Below are 25970 nucleotides of genomic sequence, written 5' to 3'. Positions count from 1 at the left end.
GCGAGCAACTCGACGAGAGCCCGAACGGAACGCGATGTGAAAGTTTTGGGAGTCAAGGCCGCGGTCGCGGCCAAGGTCAGGCCGTGAGAACCGGAGGCGCGCGAGCATCGAAGGCGAGGGTCGGCGGCAGTTTCGGCCTGTCTTCAGACCATATGCCAAGAGATGCGGCTGACGCGGTTTCAAGCGGCAGGCGCAAATCCGGGGTAATGCAAAAGGTCTTGCCGTTTCCCGCAATGGCAGGTGTTCCCGCCTTGAAACGGGACGTCTCAGCCCCAACGTGGCGCGCAGTGCCGCGGGCGGTGATAGTCGGGTGTGTGACTGGCTCGGTCGCGCCGAATTGCCCGTTGGCAGGGTCCTGTGCGATCTGGTCGGCTGTTGCCGCAGGAATGGTCCAGATCAAAAAGAGCAATGAAGCGAGCAGCCGCAGGCCAGCACCCGCGCTGAGCAGAACGCCGGGCCTCATGCCAGCCTGTCTTCGACCGATTCGTCGCATCTCACCGGTACGGCTCTTCATAAACTGTGATCAAACGCACCTTCGCCTTCATTGCTCGGTAAGCGGCAGGCCGCACTCCTCGTCTTTGCCTATAGCACATGCATTGCGAATTGAAGCGCACCTTTCACGTGCTCAAGGGGTAAGTGTGTTGGCCGGGGTTGATTGGCGCCTACCGCTTCTCGATCAATTGGACATAACTCGGCAGGATGCCGCTCCAGCCCCGATCGGATTCGAAGATATCAACGCGGGTTTGATGGTCGCTGTCATTTCGTTTCGGAAAGCGTCGAGCGCGTTCCCCCGCATCTGGTCGAGCCAGGCACCTGTGAAGGGTCCCCAAGCGGCCCATGGCTCTTCGCGCCCAAACCGTTGTGGCATTTTTGTTACAAGCAGAAGCCGAAAGGCATCCGCCCCTTTCTTGCCTCCCCCGCAGTTGATCCAGATCAACCGGCGTCTCTCCGCCGGGACGATTGTTGCGCCGCAACATATTCGAGTCTCAAGGAGAGAACATAATGGTGACAGACCGATTGGGCGTGGCCCGGGGGATTGCGGCGGCCGTCGCGCTTTTTCTGGCAGGACAGCAGGCCGTGGCGGCGGACCTCGAACCCGTGGACGTGGCGGCGCCGAAAAGCCCGTGGCAGATCCGCCTGCGCGCTCTGGGCGTGCTCACGGAAGATTCGGGTTATGTCAACGGGATCCCCGGCTCGGATCTTTCTTATTCGGATACGGTGACACCCGAGCTCGACATCTCCTACTACTTCACCGACAACATCGCCGCCGAACTCATTCTTGCCACCACCTATGCAAAAATCGATGGGGAAGGGACCATAGGCGGGCTGGGCGAGATCGGTAAGGTCTGGGTGCTGCCGCCGACGCTCACGCTGCAGTATCACTTCACCAATTTCGGCGCCTTCAAGCCATATGTCGGCGCCGGCGCGACCTACACGATGTTCTACAGCCAGGATGCGACCAACGCCGACGACATCGATGTCAAGGACACGTTCGGCGGGGCCCTGCAGGTCGGCTTCGACTACATGGTGAACGAACATTGGGGCGTCAATTTCGACGTGAAGAAGCTGTTTCTGGAGCCCAAATACGACGTCACGGTCGGTGGCTCTGCACTGACGGGCAAAGCCAAGCTCAACCCCTGGCTGATCGGCACCGGCGTCACCTACCGCTTCTGACGACGAGACGGCGGTCTCAGGCCGCCTGACCTGGAGGCAGAGGGGCGCCTTGTGCGTCCTTTCGTTTCTTGCGCTCGGCAGAATCAGGCCAGTCGCGCAGCGCGGGCCAGCCCGTGCGCCACCAGCCGATCGATAATTTCGGAATAGCTGACGCCGCTTGCCGCCATCGCCTTGGAATACATGCTGATATCGGTGAACCCGGGAATGGTGTTGAGCTCGTTGATAAGCAAGCGCATGTCCGGAGTGACGAAAAAATCAACGCGCGCCATGCCATCGCAGCCGACCGCCCGGAAGGCCTTTGCCGCCATCGCGCGCAGACTGCCTTCGATCTCTTCCGGCAGCTGTGTCGGCACTTTCAGAACCGCGCCGTTCTCGTCGATATATTTGGCGTCGTAGCTGTAGAAGCCGTGGCTCTGTGCCGGCACGATCTCGCCGGGGCGGGAAGCAAAAAGGCCGCCTTCCGTATCCTCCAGCACGCTGCACTCGATCTCGCGGCCTCGAATGAATTCTTCGGCCAGCAGTTTGCGGTCGTGCCTGAAGCCTTCGGTGAGCGCTGCCTCGTAATCTTTTTCAGTCGAAACCTTACTGACGCCGACCGAGGAGCCCTGCCGCGCCGGCTTGAGAAAAAGCGGAAGCCCGAGCGCGCTCTGCAGTTCCGCAAAGGCCGGTGCGACGCCGTGGTGGATCGTGACGGATCGCGCGACGGGCAGGCCCGCCTCGTTCAGCAGGCGCTTGGCGATGTCCTTGTCGAGCGCGGCCGCGGAACCGAGGATGCCGCAGCCAGCCAGCGGCACACGCGCAACCTCCGCCAGCCCCTGCACGGCGCCGTCCTCGCCATGGAGACCGTGCAGCACCGGGAAGAGGATTCCGATCTTCGGCAGTTCGTAGGGCGCGCCGTCGGTCGGGATCGCCATCATCCGTCCCTGTCCGCCCGGCACGAGGCAGACTTCCGTGCCGCTGGAAGGTTTCGCCAGCGTGCCATCCTCGAAGCTGCTCAGCAGCCATTGTCCTTCGCGTGTGATGAAGACGGGAACGGCATCGTATTTCGCGGGATCCAGCGCACGCGTGACATTGGTTGCCGAAAGCACCGAAACGTCATGCTCGGCGGAGCGTCCGCCAAAGAGCACGGCAATACGCAATCGGTTCGAGGAAGCGGCCATGAAAAGCTCCAAATGATCCGGTTTTGAGCGGCCGGGTAGCCGACTGCGATCCCGCGGCAGCGCCGATCGCCCCCGCCGGCAGCGACAGCGTCAACTCTGGCGGTTCCCATTGGCCGAAGTGCGGCACATCGATCCGCTGTATCTTGATCGACAACCGCCATTTCGTATACCCGTATACGAAATGGCGGTACGCTTTCAAGCTGTTTCGGAGCAAGAGCAGGTCGAAAGGAAGCGCAACCGTGATGAGGCCGTACGTAGCGCGTTAGCTCGTTCTCCGATGCGGGCGCCTGGGGGCAGAACGTCACGACCCTACGCGCGAAGAATGACGTTCTCGACCGGGCGGCGGAGCGATTTGGGCAGCTCGGGCCCATAGCCGAACCTCATCACGAGATCCGCCCGGCGGCCATCGATGCCGAGATAGCTGGCGAATTGCCCGCGCACGGCGGGAACCTCCACTGGCTGATTGATGAAAGCATGCCGCAGTTGAAGGGCCGTCGCCTGTAGGGCGAAGCGCTGGCAGCAACGGCCGGCTTCGGCCCAGTAGGCCGGTTCATTCTTGTCGGAGACGAACACGGCAATACCGGCCGAACTTCTGAGCTGGCTCTCATACTTGCTGTTCTCGGTGTCCTTCGTGAACACCTGGCTGAAGATCAAACGCCCGATCCAGCCCGGTAGAGCCGGATTGCCGGAGGATTTCGAAAACAGTCCGTCTCGGGTCGAAAGGGCGTCGCCATAGCTGAATCGGATCCACGATTTCAGTTCTTCCACAAACGCGGCATCGTCCATCTGCGCACTGTTGCCTGCGACGAGATAGGAGAGGATGTCCTCACGTTGCTGCCGCTCGGTGAAAAGCAGCATCCGCACGCCGCCACCGTTGCCGGCAGCGTCCAGAAGCCGGAGATGCTCGGGCGGGACAGATCGGCCATCATAGAGAGCGCGCGTCGATTGGCGATGCGGGATGGCGTCGAACAGGTCCGTCCGTTCGGGCGGCGCGGCCTCCAGATCGACCCGTATTCCGCGCGCGTCGGCGTCGTAGCTCGGAGCCGCCCGAAGCCCGAATGCGCGAGCCGCTTGAACCATATTCTCGACGGCGCAGCCGAGGCTGGCGAACACATGGTGATCGTCGGGGTCGACAGCGCGCAAGCCACGCCCGGGATCCGGCAGCACGAGGATGGAGCGGTCCGAGAGCCGGAATTGCCAAGGCTGAGTGTTATGGCTGTTTGCCGCCAAGGTGGCGTAACGCACAAGCTCTTGTCGGGCCGACGACAACGGCAGATCGGTGCTGTCGGTATGGCGCCACGTGGCGTTGATCGCGTTCTCGTACCCGGAAAGGCCTCGGGCGTTCATCACCAGCGCGGTTGTGCCGCCAATTGCGACAAGCCCTCCTCCGACGGCTAGCGCGGCCAGGAATCCACGACGGCTTTGATGGGCCTCGGACATAGGGGGTGCGTATCACGGCTGGGATCAGCCCGGCTTTGATCTGAATCATGCGTCCTTGCGGCCTCGACGCATGGCAGCGAACCGAACGCCGTTGGCGCTGTCGGTTGCGCCAGATCAAGGCGCGGCCGAAACAGTCCTGATCTCTTGTGCTGGAAGCTGGGAACCGTGGCTGATGTTGCCATTCACGCGCGAGCAATTCCTTGGCGTCTTCGTCACCTACAACGAGGCGATCTGGCCGCTGCAGATCGCAGCCTGCCTGCTCGGCATCGTCGCCGTCGCCCTGTTGTTTCGACCCAGCCGTTCCTCTGGCCGGGTCATCGCGGGCATTCTCGCGGCGATGTGGGTTTGGACCGGGATTGTCTATCACGGGCTGTTCTTCGCGCCGATCAACACGGCGGCTCATTTCTTCGGCGCCATGTTCCTGTTTCAGGGAGGGTTCCTGGCCTATGCCGGAATCCAGCACGACCGGCTCCGCTTCGGCGTTCGGTCAGGACCGGCCGCGTGGGTGGCCGCCGCTTTGCTGTTTTACGCGGCCGTCCTCTATCCTGTGATCGGCATGGTGACGGGACACACCTATCCCGAGATGCCGATGTTCGGGGTGACGCCGTGTCCGGTGACGATATTCACCTTCGGCATGTTCCTGCTGACGACGCAGCGCCTTTCCCGCTGGCTGCTGGTCATCCCCTTCGTCTGGTCGCTGATCGGCGGAAGCGCCGCCATCATGCTTGGCATAACACAGGATTGGCTGCTGCTCGTAAGCGGCTTTGCTGCTGTCCCCCTGATTGTCCTTTGCGATTGGGGCACGGCGCATTTGCGCAGGACGGCATAGGCGGCATCCCAGCAAGCTTATGCTTCACCTTTCCGCCATGACCACAAGGCCTTGCGCCATGCCCGCGAAACCGGTTTTTCCTGACATTTTATGCATTGGCACTTCCTGTCCGCGCAGGAAGACGCGTTCCAGGGAGAAGGACGTGCTCAGCCCCTCGAAGGGCGTGTAGCCGGCCTTGCTCAATTGATCGGACCCTCGGATGACCGTCGGCCGGTCCGGATCGAGAACAAGGACGTCGGCGTCGAACCCGACCTGCAGGCGGCCCTTGTGAGAGCCGAGTCCGAAGCGCTCCGCCGGGCGCGACGCGGCTAGCCTGACGAGGTCGGACAGGCCGATGAGACCGTCGTCGACCAGCATGAGCAGCGTCGCCAGCAAGGTCTGCACGCCGGGGAAACCGCCGGGCACGGCGGCAAAATCCTCCGCCTGCGCCAGCTTTTCGGCCATGAGATGCGGTGCATGGTCGGTGACGATAATGTCGATGACGCCGTCGGCAACCGCGGCTCGCACGGCCTCCCGGTCGGCTGCGTCGCGCCAGGGCGGTGACGCCTTGGCGGCTGGTCCGAGCCGCTCGTAGTCAGAAGCCGTGAACATCAGGCATTGCGGACTGGTTTCTATGGAGACGTCGGCAAGGTCGCGCAGGCGGCGATACGCCGCCATTCCCTGGCGCGAATTGCTTTGGCGGATATGGACCGGAGCGCCGGCCGTAGCGGCGGCCAGAATAGCGCGGGCGATGCCTTGCGCCTCGGCATGTCCCGGCCGGCTGCGGACGAAATCCGCCGCCGTGCTGCGTCCCGCCGTCAGCCGGGCGAGTTCGGCATCGAGCACGGATTGGTCGCCCGGCGATATGGCGACCATTCCGCCCGCCGCCCGGACGGCCTCGACGGCTGCCTGCAGGTCGGCCGTCGAGGCATGCAGGAAATCGGGAGGGACGTCCGACGTGAATATCTCGAAGGAGGTCGCGCCAAGGTTCGCGAGTTCAGCCAGTTCCGAGCGATCGCGGCCAACCGCGACCTGCAGCCCGACATCGCAAAATATCCGGCCTTCGGCGAGCGCGCGCTTGGCCTTGAAGTCGGCTGCCGAGACGGTCCATGGCTCGTCGGTCGGCATCACCAGGACGGTGGTGACGCCACCAGCGATCGCGGCTTGCGTCCCGCTGGCAAAATCCTCCTTCCAGGTCATGCCGGGCTCGCGCAGATGCACATGCGCATCGACCAGGCCTGGCAGAAGGAATCTCCCGCCCACCCGAACGATGTGTGCCGCCTCCGCCGGCTCGTTCGGCGTAAGGCGCGCCGTTATCTTGCCGTTCCTCAAAGCGAGATCCAGGTGACGAATGCCATCGGTGTCGACCACCTGGCCGCCGCGCAGCAAGACGTCGAAGGTGGTCATGACGGGATACGGCGCTCCTCGCGGGTCAGGCATTCGACCAGCGCCGGCTTGCCTTCCCAGGTTGCGGCACTGGCGCGCTGCAGGCTCATCATGCCTTCCTAGCCTTTGACGGAACGAAGCGGCCGCGCCCCGCGACGCCGAGCACGCGGCCGTCGTCGACGATGACCTCGCCGCGGGCGATGGTGGTTACCGGCCAGCCTCGGATCCGCATGCCCTCATAGGGCGTGTGGTCGGTATTGTCATGCAGCAGATCCCGGGTGACGGTCGTCTCCCGTTCCTGGTCCCAGATCACCAGATCGCCATCGCCGCCGATGGCGATCGAGCCTTTCTGCGGGGCGATGCCATGCCGTTCGGCGGCATTCGTGGAACTCAGCGCGATGAACTGGGCGAGGCTTATGCGGCCCTTCAGATAACCTTCGCTGAACAAAAGTGGCTGCCGCAGCTCCAGTCCGGGCATGCCGTTGGCAATCTGGTCGAAACGCGATTGCGGGCCGTACCGCAGCTTCCCGTCCGGTCCCGCCAGACGATAGGGCGAATGGTCGGAGGAATAGATCGCGACGCTGCCCTCGACCAAGCCGGTCCACAGTGCCTCCTGGTCGTCGGTTGTCCGCAGCGGCGGGCTGCACATGAATTTCGCGCCTTCGAGGCCGTCGCGATCGAGGTCGGCTTCGGTCAGAAGCAGATATTGAGGGCACGTCTCGGCGTGGATACTGACGCCTCTGGCGCGAGCGCGCGTTACCTCTTCGAGGCCGACACGGCTGGAGACGTGGACGATCAGAACCTCGGCGCCGGTCAGTTCGGCAAAGCTGGCGATGCGGTGGATCGCCTCGCTTTCGGCGATCGGTGGTCTTGCCTTCGCGTGGAAGCGGGGTGCGACAAGGCCCCGGCTCACGAGGTCCTGCTTCAGCATCGCAATGATCGCGTCGTTCTCCGCATGCACCATGACAAGCGCGCCATGCGCCGCCGCCACCTTGAGGATAGCCAGGATCTCGGAATCACCGAGCCGGAAATCGTCATAGGTCGTGAAGATCTTGAGCGAGGCATAGCCGCCGCGGATCAGATCGGGCAGGTCTCGTTCGAGGGTCTGGGCGCTCGCCGCCTGTATGGTCGGATGGATCGCGTAGTCGATCAGGGCCTGGCCTTCAGCCTTGAGACGGTAGGCGGCAACCGTCTTGGCCAGTGGATCCGAAGCATAGGCCATCGCGAACGGAACGATCGTCGTCGTGCCGCCACAGGCGGCCGACAGCGTGCCGCTCCGGAAACCGTCCGCGCAGGCAGCCCCATAGTTGGGCTGGTCCAGGTGGCAATGCGCATCGACGCCGCCGGGCAGCACAAGGCGTCCTTTTGCATCGACGATCTGCGTGGCGTCCTCGATGCGCTCCGCGATGGCCTGGATGCGCCCGTCACGGATGCCGAGGTCGACCCGCATCGTGGCGTCGCCGATCGCCACCAGGCCTTCACGCACGACGAGGTCGAACCGAGGGCGCTGGGCGATCATGCCTCGGCCTCATCGGCGAACCAGAAGCCTTCCTGAGTTGGGCGCTGGCTCATCGCGCTTCGCTTCCGGCCGGAAACAACGACAGCCAGTACCGGGCGATGTCGTTGCGGCGCATGAAGGCGGCCTCCGGCCTGGATAGGACCGTCTCGATCACGCCTTCCAGGGCCGCCGCTCTGTTGGGCTGGCCGGTCCATCGCGCATGGACGGCTATCGTCATCATTCGCCCACCTTCTTCCCTGGCTTCCCTGATCAGGAAGTCCAGATAGGTCTCGACATTGTCGACGAAGTCCTTGGGCGTCACATAGCCGGGGCTGACCAGATAGCGGCTGTCGTTCAAGGTCTTGGAATAAGGGACGATCAGCAGGCGCCCGTCCTTTGCCGGCACGAAATAGGGCAGGTCGTCGTTGCACGGATCCGAATCGTACAGGAAGCCGCCTTCCTCGATCAGGAGATCGCGCGTGTTGACGCTGGGAAAGGAACGGCTGTTCCAGCCGATCGGGCGCTCGCCGAGCAGCTCGATGAACAGCGCGACGGCGCGCTGCAGATGGTCGCGCTCCTCGTCACGGCTCAATGTCCATTGTTCGGTCCAGCGCAAGCCATGACCGAGCAGATCGTGACCCGATTGGCGCAGCCATGCCGTCACCTCCGGGTTGCGCCGCAGTGCCTCGGCGCAGCTTGAGACCGTTGCCTGAACGCCGTGCCGGTCGAGCAGCCTGGCGATGCGCCAGATGCCGACGCGGCTGCCATACTCGAAATGCGTTTCGGTGCCGAGGTCGCGGACGCCGGCCGGCGCCGACAACGGATATTCGCCCCAGCCGTCGCTGTGGTCGTCGCCCTCGAACAGCGAATATTCCGACCCTTCCTCGTAGCAGACCACGAGATTGACGGCGACCAGACGTCCGTCCGGCCAGGTGATCCGCGGCGGCCGCCGGCCATAACCGACGAAATCGCGCGGCGGGCCATGGCGATGCTGGGGCTTCATGGCAAGACAACTCCTGGCGGGTTACCGATCCGCATGTCGGCTAGGAAGTCGGGCTCGAAGGCCGGCGCAGAACGGCGAGCGAGATCCGATTTGTTGTACCCTTGGATCCAAGATTTCACCACAGCCAGACGGCAGCAAACCGTACGGTGTTTGCACCGCCGGGGGTCTGAGGTCCTCAGCCGGCTGTCGGACCGCGTGAGCGCGCACCCGCCACAACACTGACCGACTCCCGCTCCACCAGCGGGCATTCGAGCTTGGTGATGGGGTAGCGACCGCGGCCCGGCGGTGCGGGAATCTCAAGCTGCTCGATCGCCCATTGGCCCATCGCCATATGCGGCAGGATCGACGTCGTCAAAGGCGGGAACAGGTGGCGGGCGATCTCCTCGTCGTCATAGCCGACGACCGAAATATCCCCAGGGATGTGCAGGCCGGCTTCCTTGAGCGCCTCGTAGCAGCCGATCGCGGTGCGGTCATTCTGGCAGAAGATGGCGGTCGGGCGGTCCCTGAGCGCCAGAAGCTTGACGGTCGCGGCATAGCCGGCGCTCGCCGACCAGTCGCCCTCGACCACCAGCTCTGCATCGAACGGGATGTCGGCCGTCGCCAGCGCCCGGCGGTAGCCCTTGAGCCGGTCCTGCGCTGCCTGCATCCAGGGCTCGCCAGTGATCGTGGCTATGCGGCGGTGACCATGGCTGATCAGGTGGCGGGTGGAACTCTGCCCGCCGGCGATTTCGCTCGGCACCACGGCAGGGAAGGCGTAGTCGGCGGTATAGCAATTGAGCAGGATGACCGGGATATCGAGGCCGTAGAGATAATCGGGCGCGACGATCTCGCGTGTGAAGATCGTCATGTAGATCAGCGCCGAAATGCCTCGCTTGGTCAATGCCGCAATGGCGCGCGGCTCCATGATGGAATCCCCCAAAGTCTGCGCGACGAGCACGACATTGCCGGCATTCCACGAGGCCTGCCGCGCCCCTTCAATGGCGACGACCGCTTCGGGGCTGGTCGCCAGTTGATCGACCGCGAAGCCGATCACCCCGTCCAATCCCTCGAACGAGGCGACAGGGCTGCGAAGAGCAGAGAAGGCTGGTGGCGCATAGCCGAGACCCCGCGCGGCCTCGATCACCCGTTCGCGGGTCTGCTGCGAAAGCCTGATGCCCGGCGTGTTGTTGAGCACGAACGAAACCGTGGCCTGCGAACAGCCGGCGGCCCTGGCGATATCGGTCATGGTGACGCGACCCTTGGGGTTCTTGCCCGGTTGCTTTCGGCGCCTGGAGGCTTCAAGGGCAGGACCGCGCAGGTCCGTCGGTTCGCTCATGGCATTGTGTTCCAAATTCCCGGCTTGTCTAATCAGAGGTTGTCCCAGAGGTCACTAAAGACGACAAGACGGTCCGGCGCCTCGCGTTTATAAAACAAACACTCAATTAATCATTATTATCATTCTGCCAGCCGCATGGCTATCAACGCAAAGAGAGCGACGTGGTCCTGAAACGCCGATTTCTCGGGGCACAACTCAAATTTCGAAGCTTTTAGACGGTCTCGTCGATGACAGAACCCTCTCTTTCTCGCATCACACCACAGGCAACCATTCCACCTCCGGCATCAGCTTCCAACGGAAACTAATACTATTTACTAATATCCGTAAGCGTTCTAATGTCAATTTGTCGTGCCGGCCTGGCATCGAGCGAGCCGTGACGGAAGCAAACGTGTGGCGCGGTATTGGTGGCTCCTGGGCCGGCAGAGCAGCGCCGCACAACTACGGAAATGTCAGACAAATCGGACTATTTACGAACAGCCAATGAGTCTCTAGAGTTCAGATCGCGGCTGGAATGGCACCGTTCTTTCGCTGCCAGCACCCCTTGAGGAGGAGGGCGTCCAAGCCGCTTCGACAAAATTCAGATCAGCGAAAATGACTGAATCAAACGGGAGGTTGAACATGAAATCTGTTGTACGAAATGCGTCCGTCGCCGTCGCGACCTTGGTTCTCGGCCTGACGATCACGGCAATTGCCCGTGCCCAGGAAAAACCGACGCTGGCCTTCGTCGTCAACGGCGCTTCCGATTTCTGGAAGGCGGCCGAAGCCGGCGTCAAGAAGGCGCAGGCCGAATTGCCCGACTACGATCTGCAGCTCAAATATCCGGAGCAATCGTCGGTCGCCATCCAGCAGCGGCTGATGGACGATCTGGTGACGGCCGGCGTCAAGGCCATCATGGTTTCGGCCGTCGACCCCAAGACCTCGACCGACGGGCTGAACAAGATCGCCTCGGAGACGGCGCTGTTCACCACCGACAGCGACGCACCGCAGACCAAGCGTGTCGCCTATATCGGCTCGTCCAACATCGATGCCGGCAAGCAGGCGGCCGAGATCGCCAAGAAGGCGATGCCCGACGGCGGCAAATGCCTCGGCTTTGTCGGGCTGCTCGGCGCCGACAATGCCAAGGAGCGCATCGAGGGCATGAAGGAAGGGCTCGCCGGCACCAAGATCGAGCTGATCGACGTGCGTGGCGACGATATCGACCAGGCCCGCGCCAAGAAGAACGTCGAGGACGCGCTCGTCGCCAGCCCCGACGTGACCTGCATGGTCGGCTTCTATTCCTACAACACGCCGCGCATCTATGAAGCCCTGCGCGACGCCGGCAAACTCGGCCAAATCACCGTCGTGGGCTTCGACGACGATCCGATCACGCTGGGTGGCGTCAAGGAAGGCACCGTCGCCGCCACCGTCGTGCAGCAGCCCTTCGAATGGGCCTATCAGGGCATGAAACTGATGGCCGCCTATCTCAAGGGCGACAAGTCGGGCGTTCCCGCCGACGGGCTGATCATCGTGCCGACCAAGATCATCGGCAAGGACGACGTCGATGCCTATGCCGCCAATCTGAAGGCGATGTCCGGCAATTGAGACGAAGGCAGTTGCGCCGGCTCGAGGTTCGCTTCGGGCCGGCGGCTCGCATTGACGAACCCGCCAAGGGTCGTCAGTCTGCAGATGTGGCACGAGCATGATCCCGAACCGAAGGTCCGCATCAGCGAAAAGTGGGAACCGGTTTTCGCTGGAGATCATGCTCAAACAAGGGCCCACCGGCTGCTGTCAGGCATGATGAATTATTCCGACGCATCCATCGGCGCTTCCACGATTGCCCCGTTCCTCAGTCTCGAGGGTGTGCGCAAGACTTACCCTGGCGTGGTCGCGCTGGATGGGTTTTCGATGGAGGTCAGGCCCGGCGAGGTCATCGGCCTCGTCGGCGAAAACGGCGCCGGCAAGTCGACGCTGATGAAGATCCTCGGTGGCGTGACCACGCCCGACACCGGCACGATCACCGTCGACGGCGTCGCCCATGACGGGCTGACCGTCGAGGCCAGCATCGGTTCCGGCATCGCCTTCGTCCACCAGGAACTCAACCTGTTCGAAAATCTCGACGTCGCCGCCAACATCTTTTTCGGGCGCGAGCCATTGCGTGCCGGTCCGCTCAAGCTGGTCGATCGCGCCAGGCTGCGCGCGCTGGCGGCGCCGCTGCTCAAACGCGTGGGCGCCAATTTCTCGACCGATACGCCAGTATCGGCCCTGTCGCTTGCCCAGCAGCAGATGGTCGAAATCGCCAAGGCGCTGTCGATCGAGGCGCGGCTGGTGATCCTCGACGAACCGACGTCGAGCCTGCCCCTTGCCGAAACCGACAAGCTGCTCGACGTCATCAAGGCGCTGAAGGCGGAGGGCATCAGCGTCATCTTCATCTCGCACCGTCTCCACGAGGTCGAGCGTGTCGCCGACCGCGTCGTCGTGCTGCGGGACGGCATGCTTGCCGGCACGCTGCCGAAGAGCGCCATCAACCACGACCAGATGGTCAAGCTGATGATCGGCCGCATGCTGAAAGAGAGGGAGAAGGCCGCGGAATCGGCGCGCCCGCCCGGCACCGTCGCCCTGTCGGCCAAGGCCATTCGCACCAACGCCTATCCAGACCGGCCGGTCGATCTCGGCGTCAGGCATGGTGAAATCCTGGGGCTTGCGGGTCTTGTCGGCTCGGGACGCACCGAACTGGCGCGTGTGCTTTTCGGCATTGAGAAGAGCCTTGGCGGTGCGCTGCAGCTTGATGGAAAGGACCTGGTTCTCGGCTCGGCCGCCGACGCTGTGGCCAACGGGATCTTCCTCGTCCCGGAGGACCGCAAGCTGACCGGCATCCTGCTAGACTTGTCGATTGCCCAGAATATTTCGCTCCCCAATCTGCCGGCGCATGCCCGGCGATCGCTGGTCTCTGTCCGTGCCGAAGCCGCCACCGCCGAAAAGCAGAAAAGCAATCTCGGCATCAAGGCGCCGTCGGTGGCGACGCGCACCGGTACGCTGTCTGGCGGCAACCAGCAAAAGGTGGTGTTGGCCAAATGGCTTGCCATGAACCCCAAGGTGATGATCCTCGATGAACCGACACGCGGCATCGACATCGGCGCCAAGGCCGAAATCTACGGACTGATGCGGGCGCTGGCCGACGCCGGCGTCGGCGTGCTGATGATCTCCAGCGACATGGAGGAGGTGATCGGGGTTTCCGACCGCATCGCCGTCATGCATGAGGGCCAGATCTCAGGCATTCTCGACAAGGAACAGTTCAGCCAGGAAAACGTGCTGCTGCTGGCGGTTGGCAAACAGCCGAAATAATTCGCTGGCATTGGGGAGAAGACGATGAGCAAGAAAGATCTCGGCCTGCTGATCCTGATCCTTGTGGTGGGAGCGGTGGTGGCGATCATCAATCCGCGCTTCCTGCTGCCGATCAACCTCGCCAACACATCGAACCTGATCGGGCTGTTCGGCATCCTGGCGATCGGCCAGGCCTTCGTCATCATCACCGGCGGCATCGAATTGTCCGTAGGCTCGGTGGTTGCGTTGCTCGGCGTCCTGTTCATCGATTTCATCGCCACGCGCGGCATGGCATGGCCGGTCGCGCTGCCGCTGATCCTCATCCTCGGCGGCATGATCGGGCTGGCGCATGGCTGGCTGATCACCCGGCTCAAATTGCAGCCTTTCGTGGTGACGCTGTGCGGCCTGCTGATCTACCGCGGCGTGGCGCGGTTCTATACTGCCGACGGCACCGCGGGCTTCGCCTTCGGGCAGAATTTTCCGGAGCTCGAGTTCCTGACCGCGGGGCGATCCTGGGGCGTGCCGAACAGCTTCATCGCACTGATCGTCATCGCCATCGTGATGTGGGTGGTGCTGCACCGTTCGGTGTTCGGGCGCTATCTCTACGCCATCGGCAAGAACGAGGAGGCGGCGAAATATTCGGGCATCCGCACCGGCCGCGTCGTAATGGCGGCCTATGTCATCTGCGGTGTGCTGACGGCGTTGTCGGCGATCTATTTCGCCATGTACACGCGCTCGATCTCGCCGGCGAGCCACGGCCAGTTCTACGAGCTCTATGCCATTGCGGCAGCGGTGCTCGGCGGCTTCTCCCTGCGCGGCGGCGAAGGTTCGCTGATCGGCGTCATCCTCGGAACGGTCCTGCTGCAGGAGCTGCAGAACCTCGTCAACCTGCTCGGCATCCCCTCCTCGCTCAATTTCGCGGTGATGGGCGGGGTGATCCTGATCGGCGTGCTGGTCGACCAGCAATGGGGTGTGTTCCGCGAGCGGCGGCTGATGCTGGAAGCCACCCGCAAGGGCGCGGCCGGCGCGGCTGCGGAGTAGCGCTTCACGAACCTTTGAGTCGGCGGGACAGAGGGGGCGCGAAGGATCGCTACAGATTGGTTTCTGCCCCGCTGCACGGTCGGTCCGAAAAAGCCATGGCCTTGCGAAGCACATCGGCGAAGCGCTCGCCGGCTGCCTCGCGTGGGCCGCTATTGTCGATCGAGGTGACGCCTGGCCCGGACAACGCCACATTGGCGCTGCGCGCCAGCCGCGCCAGCACTTCGCCGCGCGACTCGCGGCCGCGCATGGCCAGCCGCTCGGCCAGGATTTCCGGCGAGGCGGTGATCTCGACGACCGCGAGATTGGCGTAACGCTCGCGTAAAACCGGGATGATCGCGCGGGAGACATTGGCGATGGCGACGCGGCCATTGGCGACCGACCGGTCGACTTCGGTGGGGATGCCGTAGCGCAAGCCATGCGCCTCCCAGGCTATGGCGAAGGCGCCGTCCGCTTCGGCCTCGACAAAGGCGGCATCGGCCAGCGTGTCGTGATCCTCGCTCGCCGTGTCGCTCGGTCGGGTGATGACCCGGCGCACGAACTCCAGCTGGCTTTCGTCGGCAAACAGGGTGCGGGCATAGCCGATCACGGTGTCCTTGCCGGCGCCGCTCGGCCCGACGACGGCGACGAACACGCCGTCGCGGATCGGAAACGCCGCGGCCGACAATTCACACTCGATCGAAGCCGACACCATCATGCGACCCGGCGTCCCTGCCGCCAGACCGTGCGGACCACCGGGACATGGTCGTCAAGACGCACGCGAACCAGATCGGCGCGCCGGCCCTGCTCGATGACGCCGCGATCCGTGAGGCCGACCGCTTCGGCAGGGTTCTTCGAGACCATGGCCACCGCCTGAGGCAGGGAAATGCCGTCGACCACGTCGCCGAGGAAAAAGGCCGACTGGATCAGGCTGAAGGGAATGTAATCGGACGACAATATGTCGAGCAGGCCGTCGCCGGCGAGCGTGCGGGCCGAGACGTTTCCAGAATGCGAAGCGCCGCGCATGACGTTTGGCGCGCCCATCAGCACGCCGAGCCCTGCCTCCTTGGAGGCCCTGGCGGCCTCTTGTGTGGTCGGGAATTCCGCGACGCGGACGCCCTGTTCGATCGCCTCGTCGACATGGCCCGTCGTCGCGTCGTCATGGCTGGCCAGCACGATGCCGCGCTGATGGCAGGCAGCAGCGATGAAGGTGCGGTTCGGCCCCGAATTCCTCGCCGACTCCGTCATCCGCTTCTCGCAAAATTTCTGGAAATCGGGATCCGACAGCTTCAGCTTGCGCTGGTAGTAGTAGGCATAGGTTTCGAGATCGACGAACTGGCGCTGTCCCGGCGCATGGTCCATCAGCGACGCCAGCTTAATCCTTTCGTCGCCGTCGAAATGGGCGAAGGCGGCGAGGCAATCCGGCGCCGAAACCTCGCAGCGCAAATGGATGAAATGGTCGGCCCGCAGCCGGTCCTGCTGGACGCTGTCCTCGATCGCGTCGGCCAGCTTGCGCATGTCGGCCGACCCCATGTCCGCATCGTCATCCATGCCGACGCGCAAGGCATCGAGCACGGTGGTGATGCCGGCGGTCGCCACCTGCGCGTCGTGAGCGAGCACCGCGGCGATAGGGTTCCAGCGCACCTTCGGCCGCGGCGCGTAGTGGCCTTCGAGGTGGTCGGTATGGAGCTCGACCAGTCCGGGAATGATGAAATCGCCGCCCATGTCCTCACCGGTCCGGCCGGCGCCGGCATCGATCCCGGCGATCAGGCCGTCGCGCAGCACGATTGACCCTTCGATGATCTCGTCGGCAAGCACGATGCGGGCATTGTTGAGAACGGTCTCGGTGGTCATTTCAGGCAGTCCTTGGAGCATTTTGGAGCCAGTCGGAATCAATTGGCGTCGCACAAATGCGGTTAAAACAAAAAAACACTTCAGGCAGTTTTTCTGGCCGGGCGACGCCCGAGCGCATGGTGGGAAAGCACCATGAACGGGGCGCCAGGTTCGGTTTCGACAAACAGCGTCAGCGCGTCCACCGGCACCGGCCGTTGCAGGACCTCCGCAAACAGGCTGTCGATTGCTAGGCGAAGACGAGGGCTTTCCTGTGGCGAGGCCCGGCCGGACAGCGTCATATGGAACCGGAAGGTCTCGAAGACATAGGGATAGCCCCATTGGCAGAGATTGCGGAATTCAGCCGGCTTCAGCGAATCGGGGCTGCGCCGCTCGATTTCCGCCTCGCTCAGCGGCGCGCGGAAGCGGTCGAAGCCGCGCACGACGTCGTCGGCGAAGCGGTTGAGTGCCGGCAGCGGCGCTTGCGGCACCAGCGCGAAGAAGCCGTCGATCTGGCTGACGACAAGACGCGGGATCGTCACCACCGGTGTCGCCTCGGCAAAATCGTCCAGCGCCGCGCGAAGCGAGGCTTCCGTCTCGTTCGAAGCCAGCCGGAAGGGTGCCTTCAGCGTCGCATGAAAGCCGTAGCGGCGCGCCGAAGCGGTGTGGAAGGCGACCTCCGCCGCCGACAGTTCGCCCACGGCCTCGACCGGCCTTGTGGCGGCGCTAAACGGGTCCCGGCCAAGCCAATTGGCGGCAATCCGCGCCAGCGGTTCGTCCTGCCGGGGGGTGAAATAGATCGCGTAGCGCATCGAAGTTCCTCGTCAACTCCGCTGCCATAGGCGATTTGCATGACGAAATGACGAAGCTGATGGTCGCTCCTGATAACAAAGTTGTTCGGGCGGGTCATTAGCCGACGATTTTTTCGCCTTGGGCCAGTTCGCCGACCCGGAACAGCCGCGCGATCAGCTCTTCATCAGCCATTCGTGCTCGGGCGCGTTGTGGAATTTCCACGTCCGCTTCGGCCCGGCCATGACATTGAGATAGTAGAGGTCATAGCCATGGCAGGCGGCGCAAGGATGATAGCCCTTGGGCACCAGCACGACATCGCCGTCCTCGATCGCCATCGCCTCGTCCAGCGCGCGGGCGCCATTCCTGTCGGCATCGGTGTAGACGCGCTGGAAGGCAAAGCCCTGCGGCGGATTGAGGCGGTGGTAGTAGGTCTCCTCGAGATAGGATTCAGCCGGCAGATTGTCCTGGTCATGCTTGTGCGGCGGATAGCTCGATGTGTGGCCGCCAGGCGTGATGACCTCGACCACCAGCAATGAGTCTGCCGGCTTGCCCTCCGGCAGGATGTTGGTGACATAGCGCGTGTTGGTGCCCTTACCGCGAACTTCCTGGCCGAGATCGTCCGGCCGAATGACGCGGACCGGCAGGCCGCCGCCAAGTCCAGGCGCCGAGCAGACGGCGAGTTCGAGATCGGTGTCGGCGATCACCGACCAGTCAGAGCCTTGCGGCACATAGACAGACCACGGCTTGCCTTCGAAGGGCGACATGCGTTCGCCGAGCAGGCCGAGATCCTTGCCGCCGGCCTTCGCCTTGCCCTTGCCTGTGACGAACACCAGGCAGACTTCACGGTTCGCGGTTTGCCCGGAGGCTGTTTCGCCTGGCCGCAATCGATGCAGATCGAAACCGACATAGGTCCAGCCGGCGTTTTGCGGCGTCACATGGGCGACGCGGCCATGGCCCTTATCGGCTTTGACGAGCAGTTTCGACATCTGGGTCATTCCTTTGGTTCGGTGTCGGCCGAAGCCTCCGGCTCGGCTTCAGCCGATGCCTTGCCCTCGTCGGCCGGCTTGTAGAGATAGAAGAACTGCCAGACGGCATAGCCGGCGAAGCCGAGCGCGATCGTGCCCCAGAACGGCGCGCCGGTGGCAAACTCGACCACGGCCCAGCCCAGGCAGACCGCGACGATGGCAACGCGCCGCCACAGAGGCCGGAAGAACGGATGCTCGGAATCCTTCATCGAATCGGCCCGTCGTCGCATCGCTCAAGCATTGGGGAAGCCCTGTGTCTCAACCGTATAGCCGGCAGCCGTCATCACCCGCATCAACTCCTTGTAGCCGACTTGCGCCATCTTGAGCGGCGGATTCTTCTTCGGATCCTGCTCGGCCTCGACGACGAACCAGCCTTCATAGCCATAGTTCGCCAGCCTTTCCACAATGGCGCCAAAATCCAACGAGCCATCTCCCGGCACCGTGAAGGCGCCGAGCGCCACGGCATCGAGGAAGGATTGTTTCTGGCGGTCGAGTTTCTCGATCACCGCCATGCGCACGTCCTTCACATGCACATGGTTGATGCGCTTGTGATGATTGTCGATGGCGCGCAGCACGTCGCCGCCGGCAAAAGCCATGTGGCCGGCGTCGAGCAGCAAGGGAATGCCCTCGCCGGAATGGCGCATGAAGGCGTCGAGCTCCGGCTCGGTCTCGACCACCGCCGCCATGTGATGGTGGTAGGACAGCGGCATGCCCTGCTCGGCGCACCATTCGCCGAACTGCGTGAGGCGCCTTGCATAGGCTTTCATCTCGTCGTCCGAAAGCCTAGGCTTGGTGGCGAGGGGCTTCGAGCGATCGCCCTGGATGGAGCGGCCGACCTCGCCATAGACGATGCAAGGCGCGTTCACCGCCTTGAACAGATCGATCATCGGCTGGATGCGATCCTTGTTGTCAGCCATGTCCTCGTCGACCAGCGTACCGGAAAACCAGCCGCCGCAAAGCGTCACGTCGGCCTGTTTCAGGATCGGCAGCATGATCTCCGGATCGCTGGGAAAACGGCGGCCCATTTCCATGCCGGTGAAGCCCGCCGAGCGCGATTGCGCCAAGCATTCCTCCAGCGACACGTCATCGCTGAGTTCCGCAAGATCGTCGTTCCACCATGCAATAGGGGACATGCCCAGTTTGGCTCTCAAGTCGTCACTCCAATTTCAGTTCGTGTCCACCCCTCCACCTTGTGGGGAGGGTCGCTACTAAGCAGCGGGGTGCGGCGCCGACCCCACCCGGGACCTTCGGTCCGACCTCCTCACAAGGGGAGGGTGGGGCCTGGCAGCGCCGACATCAATCTCCAATCTTTTGCATCTGCCGCTTTTCATCATAGGCTTTGCGCGCTGCGTTGACCTGCGGCCGCACCGAGACTTCGGGCACGGCGACATCCCACCAGCTTCCACCGGCTTCGGTCGAAACCAGCGGATCGGTGTCGATGACCAGCACGGTCGTCCGTGCATTCTTCTTCGCTTGCGCCAGCGCCGTTTCCAGCCCGGCGATCGACGAAACTTTCTCGGCGATGGCGCCGAGGCTCGCGGCATGCGCGGCGAAGTCGATATCGGGCATAACCTCGTGGTGTGCGTCCTTCAGCAGATTGTTGAAATTGGCGCCGCCGGTCGCCATCTGCAGCCGGTTGATGCAGCCATAGCCGCTGTTGTCGAGCAGCACGATCGTCAGCTTGAGGCCGAGCATGACCGATGTCGCGATCTCGGAATTGAGCATCAGATAGGAGCCGTCGCCGATCATGACGACGACTTCCTCGTCGGGCTTGGCCATCTTGACGCCAAGTCCGCCGGCGATCTCGTAGCCCATGGTCGAAAAACCGTATTCGGCGTGGTAGGAGCCGGGTGCGCCCGCCTGCCACAGCTTGTGCAACTCGCCGGGCAGCCCGCCGGCGGCATGAAGCAGAATGACGCCGGAACCCATGGCGCGCTGCACGGCGCCGATCACCTGCGCATCCGATGGATAGGCGGCATTGGTCGAGGCCGTCACCTTGCCGGCCTCGGCCTGCCAGTCCTTCTTGCCTCTGGCTGCATTGTCGGTCCAGGCGGTCGGCGCTTTCCAGCCTTCCAGTGCCGCACCGAGCTCGGCGAGTCCTTCCGCCGCATCAGCGACCAGCGGCAGCGCCTGGTGCTTTCCCGCGTCGAAAGGCTGGACGTTCAGCCCGATGATGGTCTTGCCGGAATTCTTGAACAGCGCCCAGGAGCCGGTGGTGAAATCCTGCAGCCTGGTGCCGACGGCAAGCACGACGTCGGCTTCTTCAGCCAGCCGGTTGGCCGCCGAAGTGCCGGTGACGCCGACCGCCGCCATGTTGAGCGGATGATCGTCCGGCAGTGAGGATTTGCCGCCCTGCGTCTCGCAGACCGGAATGCCGGCGCCTTGCACCAGCTTCGCCAGTTCGCCGGAGGCTTGCGAATAGAGCATGCCGCCGCCGGCAATCACCAACGGCTTCCTCGCCCCCTTCAGCGCCGCCACGGCGGCCGCCAATTCCTTACGGTCCGGACGCGGCCGGCGCTGATGCCAGACCCGTTCGGCAAAGAAGCTCTCGGGATAGTCATAGGCCTCGGCCTGCACGTCCTGGCAGAGCGCCAGCGTCACTGGTCCGCATTCGGCCGGATCGGTCAGCACCTGCATGGCGCGGTTCAGCGCCGGGATGATCTGCTCCGGCCGGGTGATGCGGTCGAAATAGCGCGACACCGGGCGAAAGCAGTCGTTGACCGTCGCGGTGCCGTCGGAAAAATCCTCGGCCTGCTGCAAAACGGGATCGGGGATGCGGTTGGCGAAGACGTCGCCGGGGAGAAACAGGGCAGGCAACCTGTTTACATGCGCAAGTGCTGCCGCCGTCACCATATTGAGCGCGCCCGGGCCGATCGAACTGGTCGCCGCCATGAAGCGGCGGCGGAAATTGGCCTTGGCATAGGCGATCGCCGCATGCGCCATCGCCTGCTCGTTATGGGCGCGGAAGGTCGGCAATTCGTCGCGCACCTGATAGAGCGCCTCGCCGATGCCGGCGACGTTGCCATGGCCGAAGATCGCCCAGACGCCGCCGAAGATCGGCACTTTCCTGCCGTCGATCTCGGTCATCTGCCGGGCGAGAAAGCGGGTCAGCGCCTGTGCCATCGTCAGGCGGATTGTCTTGGTCATGGTGTTTTCCTCCGCAGTCCTTATGCCGCGCCTTCTTATGCTGCTTTGCGGCCACGCGCGGCAAGCCATGCCTCGGTCAGCTTCTCGAAGCGAGACGCCATGTCGGCCACCGCCTCCTCGTCCGACATCTTGCCCGCAAGCCATTGTTCGGCCGCGTTGATGAAGATGGTGCGGCCGACGGCGAAGCCCTTGACGATGGGCGCCTTGGCGGTGGCGGCAAAGGCTGCTTCCAATTCGTCCTGCGGCGCTTCCAGGCCGAGCAGCACAATGCCGCGGCACCATGGATCGTTCTTCAGAATCACCGCCTCGATCTTTGCCCAAGCGCCGGCTGAAGCCTGCGGTTCGAGCTTCCACCAGTCGGGCTTGATTCCCAGCGCATAGAGTTCCTCCAGCGCCCGTGGGATCGTCGTATCGTCGAGCTCGCCGTGCTTGCCGGCGATGATCTCGATGAGAAGTTCTCTGCCCACTTTCCGCGCGGCCTCGAACAGGCCCTTGAGCTTCTGCTGCTGCTCGGTCTTCAGCGCCTCCGGATCGTCGGGGTGATAGAAGCACAGGCATTTGATGCAATGGTCGACCGGCCACTCGATCAATTGCGAGCCGATGTCCTGCGAAAACTCAAACCGAAGCGGCCGCGAGCCCGGCAGTTCGACAGGCCGGCCAAGCCATGCGAAGGAATGGCGGGCAAATTCGAACATGGCTTCACGGCCGTATTTCTCGTCGAGCAGCATGCCGTAGCCGGCGCGGCCGGCGGCGACCCGTGCCGCCGCCTTGACCGTCAGCACCTTAAAATCATGGATGCGCGACGGGTCGGCGCCGGCTTTCGCGGCGACATCGTCAAGCTGGATACGGTGGTCGCAGGCGAGCGCCATGAGTGAAGGAATGTCGCGCCGGCGCGTCGTTGCCCAATGGATGTGATTGATCGCCTCGTCCTTGCGCAAGGCCAGGTGCTGGCTGCCGTTCTTCAGGAAGAACTGCAATTCCTCGAAGGTCGGGTATTCCGGCGCACAGAGCAGCCGCGACACGGCGAAGGCGCCGCAGGCATTGGCCCAGGTCGCCGCCGTCTCGAGGCTTTCGCCGCCGAGCCAGCCGCGCAGGAAGCCCGACATGAAGGCGTCGCCAGCGCCGAGCACATTGTAGACCTCGATCGGAAATCCCTTGCCGACGATGCCGTCCTCGAGATCGTCGCTGATCGGCCCGTCATAGACGATGCAGCCCATGGCGCCGCGCTTCAAGACGATGGTGGCCGCCGACAGCGAGCGGATCGTCTTGAGCGCGCTCGGGCAATCGTCAGTGCCGGAGGCGATCATGATCTCTTCCTCGGTGCCGACGATCAGGTCGCAGTCCGGCAGCACCGATTTCAGCTGCGCTGAGACCCGGTCGGATTTCACATAGCGCTCAAACCCTTCGGCATGGCCGGCAAGGCCCCAGAGGTTGGGGCGATAGTCGATGTCGAACACCACCTTGCCGCCCTTCGCCTTGATGGCGCGGATCGCCTTGCGCTGCGCGGCATCGCTGTTGGGACGCGAAAAATGCGTGCCGGTGACGACGATGGCGCGTGCCGAGGCGATGAACGCCTCGTCGATATCGTCTTCCGAAAGCGCCATGTCGGCGCAATCGGTGCGATAGAAGATCATCGGCGAGACGCCTTCGTCCTCGACCGACAACAGCACCAGCGCCGTCAGCCGGTCCGGATCGGTCTTGAGGCCGGCGACGGAGACGCCCTCGCGTGTCAGCTGCTCGCGGATGAAGCGGCCCATCTGCTCGTCGCCGACGCGGGTGAGCAGCGCCGAGCGCAGGCCGAGCCTGGCCGTGCCGACCGAAATGTTGGCCGGACAGCCGCCGACCGACTTGGCAAAGGAGGTGATGTCCTCCAGGCGCGAGCCGATCTGCTGGCCATAGAGGTCGACGGAGGCGCGGCCAATGGTGATGACGTCGAGCGGCGCATGTTTCGCGTCCACAGCTTCGCCCATTCGAACCTCCCATCGGCCTTGTTGTCTTGGAGTACACGCGCGAGCGGCAGCGTGGCGCCGGGTAATATGAAATAATAATTCCAATCCATAGTCAATATGGAACACGCATTCCTTTGCTGAAAAGTGGCCCTCTATGCCTTGCGCTTGCGGCTGCTGTCGCTCCGCTTTTCGCCAACCGCGACGGTCAGCGCCATGGCCAGCGCCATCGTCGCCGACAGCGAGCGGAAGCCGGCGAAATCGGCCTCGGCGACCTCGAACCAGACCTTGGCGAACTGGGCGAGCGGCGAAAACGAGCTGTCGGTGATCGCCACGATCGGCACGCCCTGTTCCGAGATGACGCGCGCCTCCTCGATGGCTGCCGGCGCATAGGGCGAGAAGCTGATGGCGATGACGGCATCCCTGGGCGAGGCAAAGCCGATCATCTCGGCGTTGAGGCCGGCGGCCGATTCGATCAGCTGGTTGCGGATCTTGAGCTTGCCCAGCGCATAGGCGATGTAGGAGGCGACCGGATAGGAGCGGCGCTTGGCCAGCACATAGATGGTCTCCGCCTTTGCCAGCAAGGCGATCGCATCTTCGAAATGGTCTTCGTTCAACCTGCCTGAAATATCGTTGAGCGAGGTGCTGGCCGCGGCGACGAAGCCGTCGAAGATCGCCCGGTGACCGGCGCCTTCCTCGGCCTTGGCGCGCAATGCCGCCAGTCTTTCGTCATAGGACGAATTTCGCTCGCGCAGGCGCTCGCGAAACACCAGCTGCAGGCTGGTAAAGCCGTCGAAGCCGAGCTGCTGGGCGAAGCGGATCAGGGTCGAAGGCTGAACGCCGGCGGAGGCGGCGATGCTTGCGGCGGTGCCGAAGGCAATATCGTCGGGATTGTCGAGCGCATAGGCGGCGATCTGCGCGATACGCTTGGGCAGGCTCTGCCGTCGCTCCAGGATCGTCGCACGCAGCGTCTCGAAATCGCGGGGCACCCGTTCGTCCATCGTCGCTCCGCCTAGGCCCATCAGTAGATGCTGTGTGCCCCATCATAACGAGCCTGTGCAAGAAGGCCATAAAAAATGAGGCATGCGTTCCATTTCTGGATAAAATGGACTAATTCATCCACACAAATCTTCCTGACAGCGGAGACAAGGGAAATGGTCGGAGTCGGTCTTATCGGCACGGGCTTCATGGGCAAGTGTCACGCCATCGCCTGGAATGCGGTCGGCACCGTCTTCCCCGACGTGGCCAAGCCAAGGCTGGTCCATCTCGGCGAGGTCAATGAGGACCTTGCCAAACGCCGTGCCACCGAATTCGGCTTTGCCAAGGCTTCCGGCGACTGGCGCGCGGTTGTCGATGATCCGGACGTCGATATCGTCTCGCTGACCACGCCGAACCAGTTCCACCCGGAAATGGCCATCGCCATCCTTGAAGCCGGCAAGCATCTGTGGTGCGAAAAGCCGATGGCGCCGAATTTCGCCGAGGCGCAAGCCATGGCGGCGGCCGCCCAGAAGTCCGGCAAGGTGGCCGCTCTCGGCTACAACTACGTCCAGAATCCGGCGATCCGCCATATCGGCGCGCTGCTCGACGAGAAGGTCATCGGCGAGGTCAACCATCTGCGCATCGAGATGGACGAGGATTTCATGGCCGATCCGGAAGCGCTGTTCTTCTGGAAGCACGAGACGGCGTCCGGTTACGGCGCACTCGACGATTTCGCCGTGCATCCGCTGTCGCTGGTCGCGGTGCTGTTCGGCCGCGTCGCCCGCGTCATGTGCGACATGGCAAAACCCTATGCCGACCGCCGCGTCGCGTCGGGTGGGCGCCGCGCGGTCGAGACCTACGACATCGCCAGCGTGCTGATGCATCTAGAAAACGGCATTGCCGGCACCTTGCTGGTCAACCGCTCGGCCTGGGGCCGCAAGGGCCGGATCGCCATCCAGATTTTCGGCTCGAAGGGCTCGATCCTGTACGACCAGGAGCGGATGAACGAGTTCCAGCTTTACCTGACATCCGACCGCCCGACCGAGCAGGGCTACCGCACCATCCTGGTAGCGCCGCACCACAAGCCCTACGATGCCTTCCTGCCGGCGCCCGGCCACGGCCTCGGCTTCAACGATCTCAAGATCATCGAATGCCGCGAGCTTTTGACGCGGCTGGCCGGCAAGCCGGCACGGATCATCGATTTCGACGAGGGCCTCGAGATCGAGCGCACCGTGCATGCCATGGCGCGTTCGTTCGAGGAACGGCGCTGGATGGATGTGCGGTAGCGCCGGCGTTGGCTTCCCCTCCCACAAGGGGACTGTTGCGAAATTCGGTGGTTGTGATTCTGTGAGACGGCAGCTCGGAGGGAATCACGATGGCGGTGAAGCGGACGGGTCAGTTGAGCTTGGCAGAGGCTTTTCTGGGCGACAAGCTGTCGGGCGGCTCTTCGCCGCTCGACCGGTTGTCGGGTCTGGTGAAGTGGTATCGTTTCGAGAAGCTGCTCACCCCGCTGCGCGATGGCGGACCCGGGCGGGCGGCGTGGCCGCCGCTGGTGCTGTTCAAGGCGCTTTTGCTGCAATCGCTCTATGGTCTGTCGGATCGCGAACTGGAGGAGGCGCTTGGCGACCGGCTGTCGTTCCGGCGCTTCGCC

At 63.6% G+C, this 25970-nt stretch carries 23 protein-coding genes; 7 read left to right on the top strand and 16 right to left on the bottom strand.

Going from position 1 to position 25970, the window contains the following annotated elements; genetic code table 11:
• Nucleotides 1-76 precede the first annotated feature (76 nt).
• Nucleotides 77-514 carry a hypothetical protein gene (locus tag IQ26_RS27640; protein ID WP_145721538.1) on the bottom strand — a complete coding sequence of 146 codons (438 nt, stop codon included), beginning with the start codon at nt 512-514 and terminating at the stop codon, nt 77-79.
• 488 nt (nt 515-1002) lie between these two features.
• On the opposite strand from IQ26_RS27640, the gene IQ26_RS27635 reads away from it, so the two are divergent.
• Nucleotides 1003-1674, top strand: coding sequence for an OmpW/AlkL family protein (locus tag IQ26_RS27635; protein WP_145721537.1), 672 nt, complete (start codon nt 1003-1005; stop codon nt 1672-1674).
• Between the two features lie 83 nt (nt 1675-1757).
• Here the strand turns inward: IQ26_RS27635 and IQ26_RS27630 are convergent, their stop codons facing one another.
• Nucleotides 1758-2834: a D-alanine--D-alanine ligase family protein gene (locus IQ26_RS27630; protein WP_145721536.1), complete on the bottom strand. Its 1077-nt coding sequence runs from the start codon at nt 2832-2834 to the stop codon at nt 1758-1760.
• Nucleotides 2835-3143: 309 nt separating this feature from the next.
• Nucleotides 3144-4274 carry an Acg family FMN-binding oxidoreductase gene (locus IQ26_RS27625; protein WP_145721535.1) on the bottom strand — a complete coding sequence of 377 codons (1131 nt, stop codon included), beginning with the start codon at nt 4272-4274 and terminating at the stop codon, nt 3144-3146.
• Between the two features lie 172 nt (nt 4275-4446).
• Here IQ26_RS27625 and IQ26_RS27620 point away from each other — a divergent pair, with 172 nt between their 5' ends.
• Entirely contained in the window at nt 4447-5103 is a 657-nt protein-coding gene (locus IQ26_RS27620) for a DUF6064 family protein (RefSeq protein WP_145721534.1), read from the top strand.
• A 24-nt stretch (nt 5104-5127) separates the two neighbouring features.
• Here IQ26_RS27620 and IQ26_RS27615 read toward each other — a convergent pair whose 3' ends face one another.
• From IQ26_RS27615 to IQ26_RS27600, 4 genes are all read right to left on the bottom strand, one after another.
• Nucleotides 5128-6489: a dihydroorotase gene (locus IQ26_RS27615; RefSeq protein WP_145721533.1), complete on the bottom strand. Its 1362-nt coding sequence runs from the start codon at nt 6487-6489 to the stop codon at nt 5128-5130.
• 88 nt (nt 6490-6577) lie between these two features.
• Nucleotides 6578-7987: a dihydropyrimidinase gene (gene hydA / locus IQ26_RS27610; RefSeq protein ID WP_145721532.1), complete on the bottom strand. Its 1410-nt coding sequence runs from the start codon at nt 7985-7987 to the stop codon at nt 6578-6580.
• A gap of 49 nt (nt 7988-8036) precedes the next feature.
• Nucleotides 8037-8969 (bottom strand): polysaccharide deacetylase family protein, encoded by a 933-nt coding sequence (locus IQ26_RS27605; RefSeq protein WP_145721531.1) that lies wholly within the window; start codon nt 8967-8969, stop codon nt 8037-8039.
• Nucleotides 8970-9144: 175 nt separating this feature from the next.
• The gene (locus IQ26_RS27600) at nt 9145-10284 is read right to left on the bottom strand and encodes a LacI family DNA-binding transcriptional regulator (RefSeq protein ID WP_162458090.1); all 1140 of its coding nucleotides are present in this window, start codon (nt 10282-10284) and stop codon (nt 9145-9147) included.
• 618 nt (nt 10285-10902) lie between these two features.
• Here IQ26_RS27600 and IQ26_RS27595 point away from each other — a divergent pair.
• The 3 genes from IQ26_RS27595 to IQ26_RS27585 all read left to right on the top strand — a co-directional run bounded on the left by IQ26_RS27595 (nt 10903) and on the right by IQ26_RS27585 (nt 14625).
• On the top strand, nt 10903-11865 hold the full coding sequence (locus IQ26_RS27595; RefSeq protein ID WP_145721530.1) for a sugar-binding protein: 963 nt from the start codon (nt 10903-10905) through the stop codon (nt 11863-11865).
• A 195-nt stretch (nt 11866-12060) separates the two neighbouring features.
• Nucleotides 12061-13605 (top strand): sugar ABC transporter ATP-binding protein, encoded by a 1545-nt coding sequence (locus tag IQ26_RS27590; RefSeq protein ID WP_145721575.1) that lies wholly within the window; start codon nt 12061-12063, stop codon nt 13603-13605.
• A gap of 24 nt (nt 13606-13629) precedes the next feature.
• Nucleotides 13630-14625 (top strand): ABC transporter permease, encoded by a 996-nt coding sequence (locus IQ26_RS27585; RefSeq protein WP_145721529.1) that lies wholly within the window; start codon nt 13630-13632, stop codon nt 14623-14625.
• Nucleotides 14626-14674: 49 nt separating this feature from the next.
• Here the strand turns inward: IQ26_RS27585 and phnN are convergent, their stop codons facing one another.
• From phnN to IQ26_RS27540, 9 genes are all read right to left on the bottom strand, one after another.
• Entirely contained in the window at nt 14675-15319 is a 645-nt protein-coding gene (gene phnN, locus IQ26_RS27580; protein WP_162458089.1) for a phosphonate metabolism protein/1,5-bisphosphokinase (PRPP-forming) PhnN, read from the bottom strand.
• Complete coding sequence (locus IQ26_RS27575; protein WP_145721528.1) at nt 15316-16455, bottom strand: alpha-D-ribose 1-methylphosphonate 5-triphosphate diphosphatase; 1140 nt, start codon at nt 16453-16455, stop codon at nt 15316-15318. Before IQ26_RS27575 ends, phnN begins: the two co-directional genes overlap by 4 nt.
• Nucleotides 16456-16535: 80 nt before the next feature.
• Nucleotides 16536-17243, bottom strand: coding sequence for a DUF1045 domain-containing protein (locus IQ26_RS27570; protein WP_145721527.1), 708 nt, complete (start codon nt 17241-17243; stop codon nt 16536-16538).
• A gap of 153 nt (nt 17244-17396) precedes the next feature.
• A complete protein-coding gene (iolB, locus tag IQ26_RS27565; RefSeq protein WP_145721526.1) occupies nt 17397-18209 on the bottom strand; it encodes a 5-deoxy-glucuronate isomerase in 813 nt (270 codons plus the stop codon).
• 5 nt (nt 18210-18214) lie between these two features.
• Nucleotides 18215-18457: a DUF3329 domain-containing protein gene (locus IQ26_RS27560; RefSeq protein ID WP_145721525.1), complete on the bottom strand. Its 243-nt coding sequence runs from the start codon at nt 18455-18457 to the stop codon at nt 18215-18217.
• 24 nt (nt 18458-18481) lie between these two features.
• Nucleotides 18482-19399: a myo-inosose-2 dehydratase gene (gene iolE, locus IQ26_RS27555; RefSeq protein WP_145721524.1), complete on the bottom strand. Its 918-nt coding sequence runs from the start codon at nt 19397-19399 to the stop codon at nt 18482-18484.
• Between the two features lie 145 nt (nt 19400-19544).
• Nucleotides 19545-21395, bottom strand: coding sequence for a 3D-(3,5/4)-trihydroxycyclohexane-1,2-dione acylhydrolase (decyclizing) (gene iolD, locus IQ26_RS27550; RefSeq protein ID WP_145721523.1), 1851 nt, complete (start codon nt 21393-21395; stop codon nt 19545-19547).
• A 35-nt stretch (nt 21396-21430) separates the two neighbouring features.
• Nucleotides 21431-23365: a bifunctional 5-dehydro-2-deoxygluconokinase/5-dehydro-2-deoxyphosphogluconate aldolase gene (locus IQ26_RS27545; protein WP_145721522.1), complete on the bottom strand. Its 1935-nt coding sequence runs from the start codon at nt 23363-23365 to the stop codon at nt 21431-21433.
• Between the two features lie 131 nt (nt 23366-23496).
• A complete protein-coding gene (locus tag IQ26_RS27540; protein WP_162458088.1) occupies nt 23497-24342 on the bottom strand; it encodes a MurR/RpiR family transcriptional regulator in 846 nt (281 codons plus the stop codon).
• A 153-nt stretch (nt 24343-24495) separates the two neighbouring features.
• Between IQ26_RS27540 and IQ26_RS27535 the strand changes: the two genes are divergently transcribed.
• Nucleotides 24496-25605 (top strand): Gfo/Idh/MocA family protein, encoded by a 1110-nt coding sequence (locus IQ26_RS27535; protein WP_145721520.1) that lies wholly within the window; start codon nt 24496-24498, stop codon nt 25603-25605.
• A gap of 89 nt (nt 25606-25694) precedes the next feature.
• The coding region (locus tag IQ26_RS27530; RefSeq protein WP_145721519.1) for a transposase at nt 25695-25970 on the top strand (276 nt) is incomplete at its 3' end.

It is taken from the genome of Mesorhizobium tianshanense (assembly GCF_007830515.1).
GTDB lineage: Bacteria > Pseudomonadota > Alphaproteobacteria > Rhizobiales > Rhizobiaceae > Mesorhizobium > Mesorhizobium tianshanense.
Note: the sequence above shows the minus strand (reverse complement) of the source record. Positions and strands in the feature narration are given on the sequence as shown.

Bases quoted from the DNA above. Each gene is read 5' to 3' on its own strand.
- IQ26_RS27540 (WP_162458088.1), bottom strand. From the start codon at position 24,342: ATGGACGAACGGGTGCCCCGCGATTTCGAGACGCTGCGTGCGACGATC.
- IQ26_RS27595 (WP_145721530.1), top strand. From the start codon at position 10,903: ATGAAATCTGTTGTACGAAATGCGTCCGTCGCCGTCGCGACCTTGGTT.
- IQ26_RS27625 (WP_145721535.1), bottom strand. From the start codon at position 4,274: ATGTCCGAGGCCCATCAAAGCCGTCGTGGATTCCTGGCCGCGCTAGCC.
- IQ26_RS27560 (WP_145721525.1), bottom strand. From the start codon at position 18,457: ATGAAGGATTCCGAGCATCCGTTCTTCCGGCCTCTGTGGCGGCGCGTT.
- phnN (WP_162458089.1), bottom strand. From the start codon at position 15,319: ATGATGGTGTCGGCTTCGATCGAGTGTGAATTGTCGGCCGCGGCGTTT.
- iolB (WP_145721526.1), bottom strand. From the start codon at position 18,209: ATGTCGAAACTGCTCGTCAAAGCCGATAAGGGCCATGGCCGCGTCGCC.
- IQ26_RS27570 (WP_145721527.1), bottom strand. From the start codon at position 17,243: ATGCGCTACGCGATCTATTTCACCCCCCGGCAGGACGAACCGCTGGCG.
- IQ26_RS27640 (WP_145721538.1), bottom strand. From the start codon at position 514: ATGAAGAGCCGTACCGGTGAGATGCGACGAATCGGTCGAAGACAGGCT.
- iolD (WP_145721523.1), bottom strand. From the start codon at position 21,395: ATGACCAAGACAATCCGCCTGACGATGGCACAGGCGCTGACCCGCTTT.
- IQ26_RS27615 (WP_145721533.1), bottom strand. From the start codon at position 6,489: ATGACCACCTTCGACGTCTTGCTGCGCGGCGGCCAGGTGGTCGACACC.
- IQ26_RS27590 (WP_145721575.1), top strand. From the start codon at position 12,061: ATGAATTATTCCGACGCATCCATCGGCGCTTCCACGATTGCCCCGTTC.
- IQ26_RS27535 (WP_145721520.1), top strand. From the start codon at position 24,496: ATGGTCGGAGTCGGTCTTATCGGCACGGGCTTCATGGGCAAGTGTCAC.
- IQ26_RS27605 (WP_145721531.1), bottom strand. From the start codon at position 8,969: ATGAAGCCCCAGCATCGCCATGGCCCGCCGCGCGATTTCGTCGGTTAT.
- IQ26_RS27620 (WP_145721534.1), top strand. From the start codon at position 4,447: ATGTTGCCATTCACGCGCGAGCAATTCCTTGGCGTCTTCGTCACCTAC.
- hydA (WP_145721532.1), bottom strand. From the start codon at position 7,987: ATGATCGCCCAGCGCCCTCGGTTCGACCTCGTCGTGCGTGAAGGCCTG.
- IQ26_RS27585 (WP_145721529.1), top strand. From the start codon at position 13,630: ATGAGCAAGAAAGATCTCGGCCTGCTGATCCTGATCCTTGTGGTGGGA.
- IQ26_RS27635 (WP_145721537.1), top strand. From the start codon at position 1,003: ATGGTGACAGACCGATTGGGCGTGGCCCGGGGGATTGCGGCGGCCGTC.
- IQ26_RS27545 (WP_145721522.1), bottom strand. From the start codon at position 23,365: ATGGGCGAAGCTGTGGACGCGAAACATGCGCCGCTCGACGTCATCACC.
- IQ26_RS27630 (WP_145721536.1), bottom strand. From the start codon at position 2,834: ATGGCCGCTTCCTCGAACCGATTGCGTATTGCCGTGCTCTTTGGCGGA.
- IQ26_RS27575 (WP_145721528.1), bottom strand. From the start codon at position 16,455: ATGACCACCGAGACCGTTCTCAACAATGCCCGCATCGTGCTTGCCGAC.
- IQ26_RS27600 (WP_162458090.1), bottom strand. From the start codon at position 10,284: ATGAGCGAACCGACGGACCTGCGCGGTCCTGCCCTTGAAGCCTCCAGG.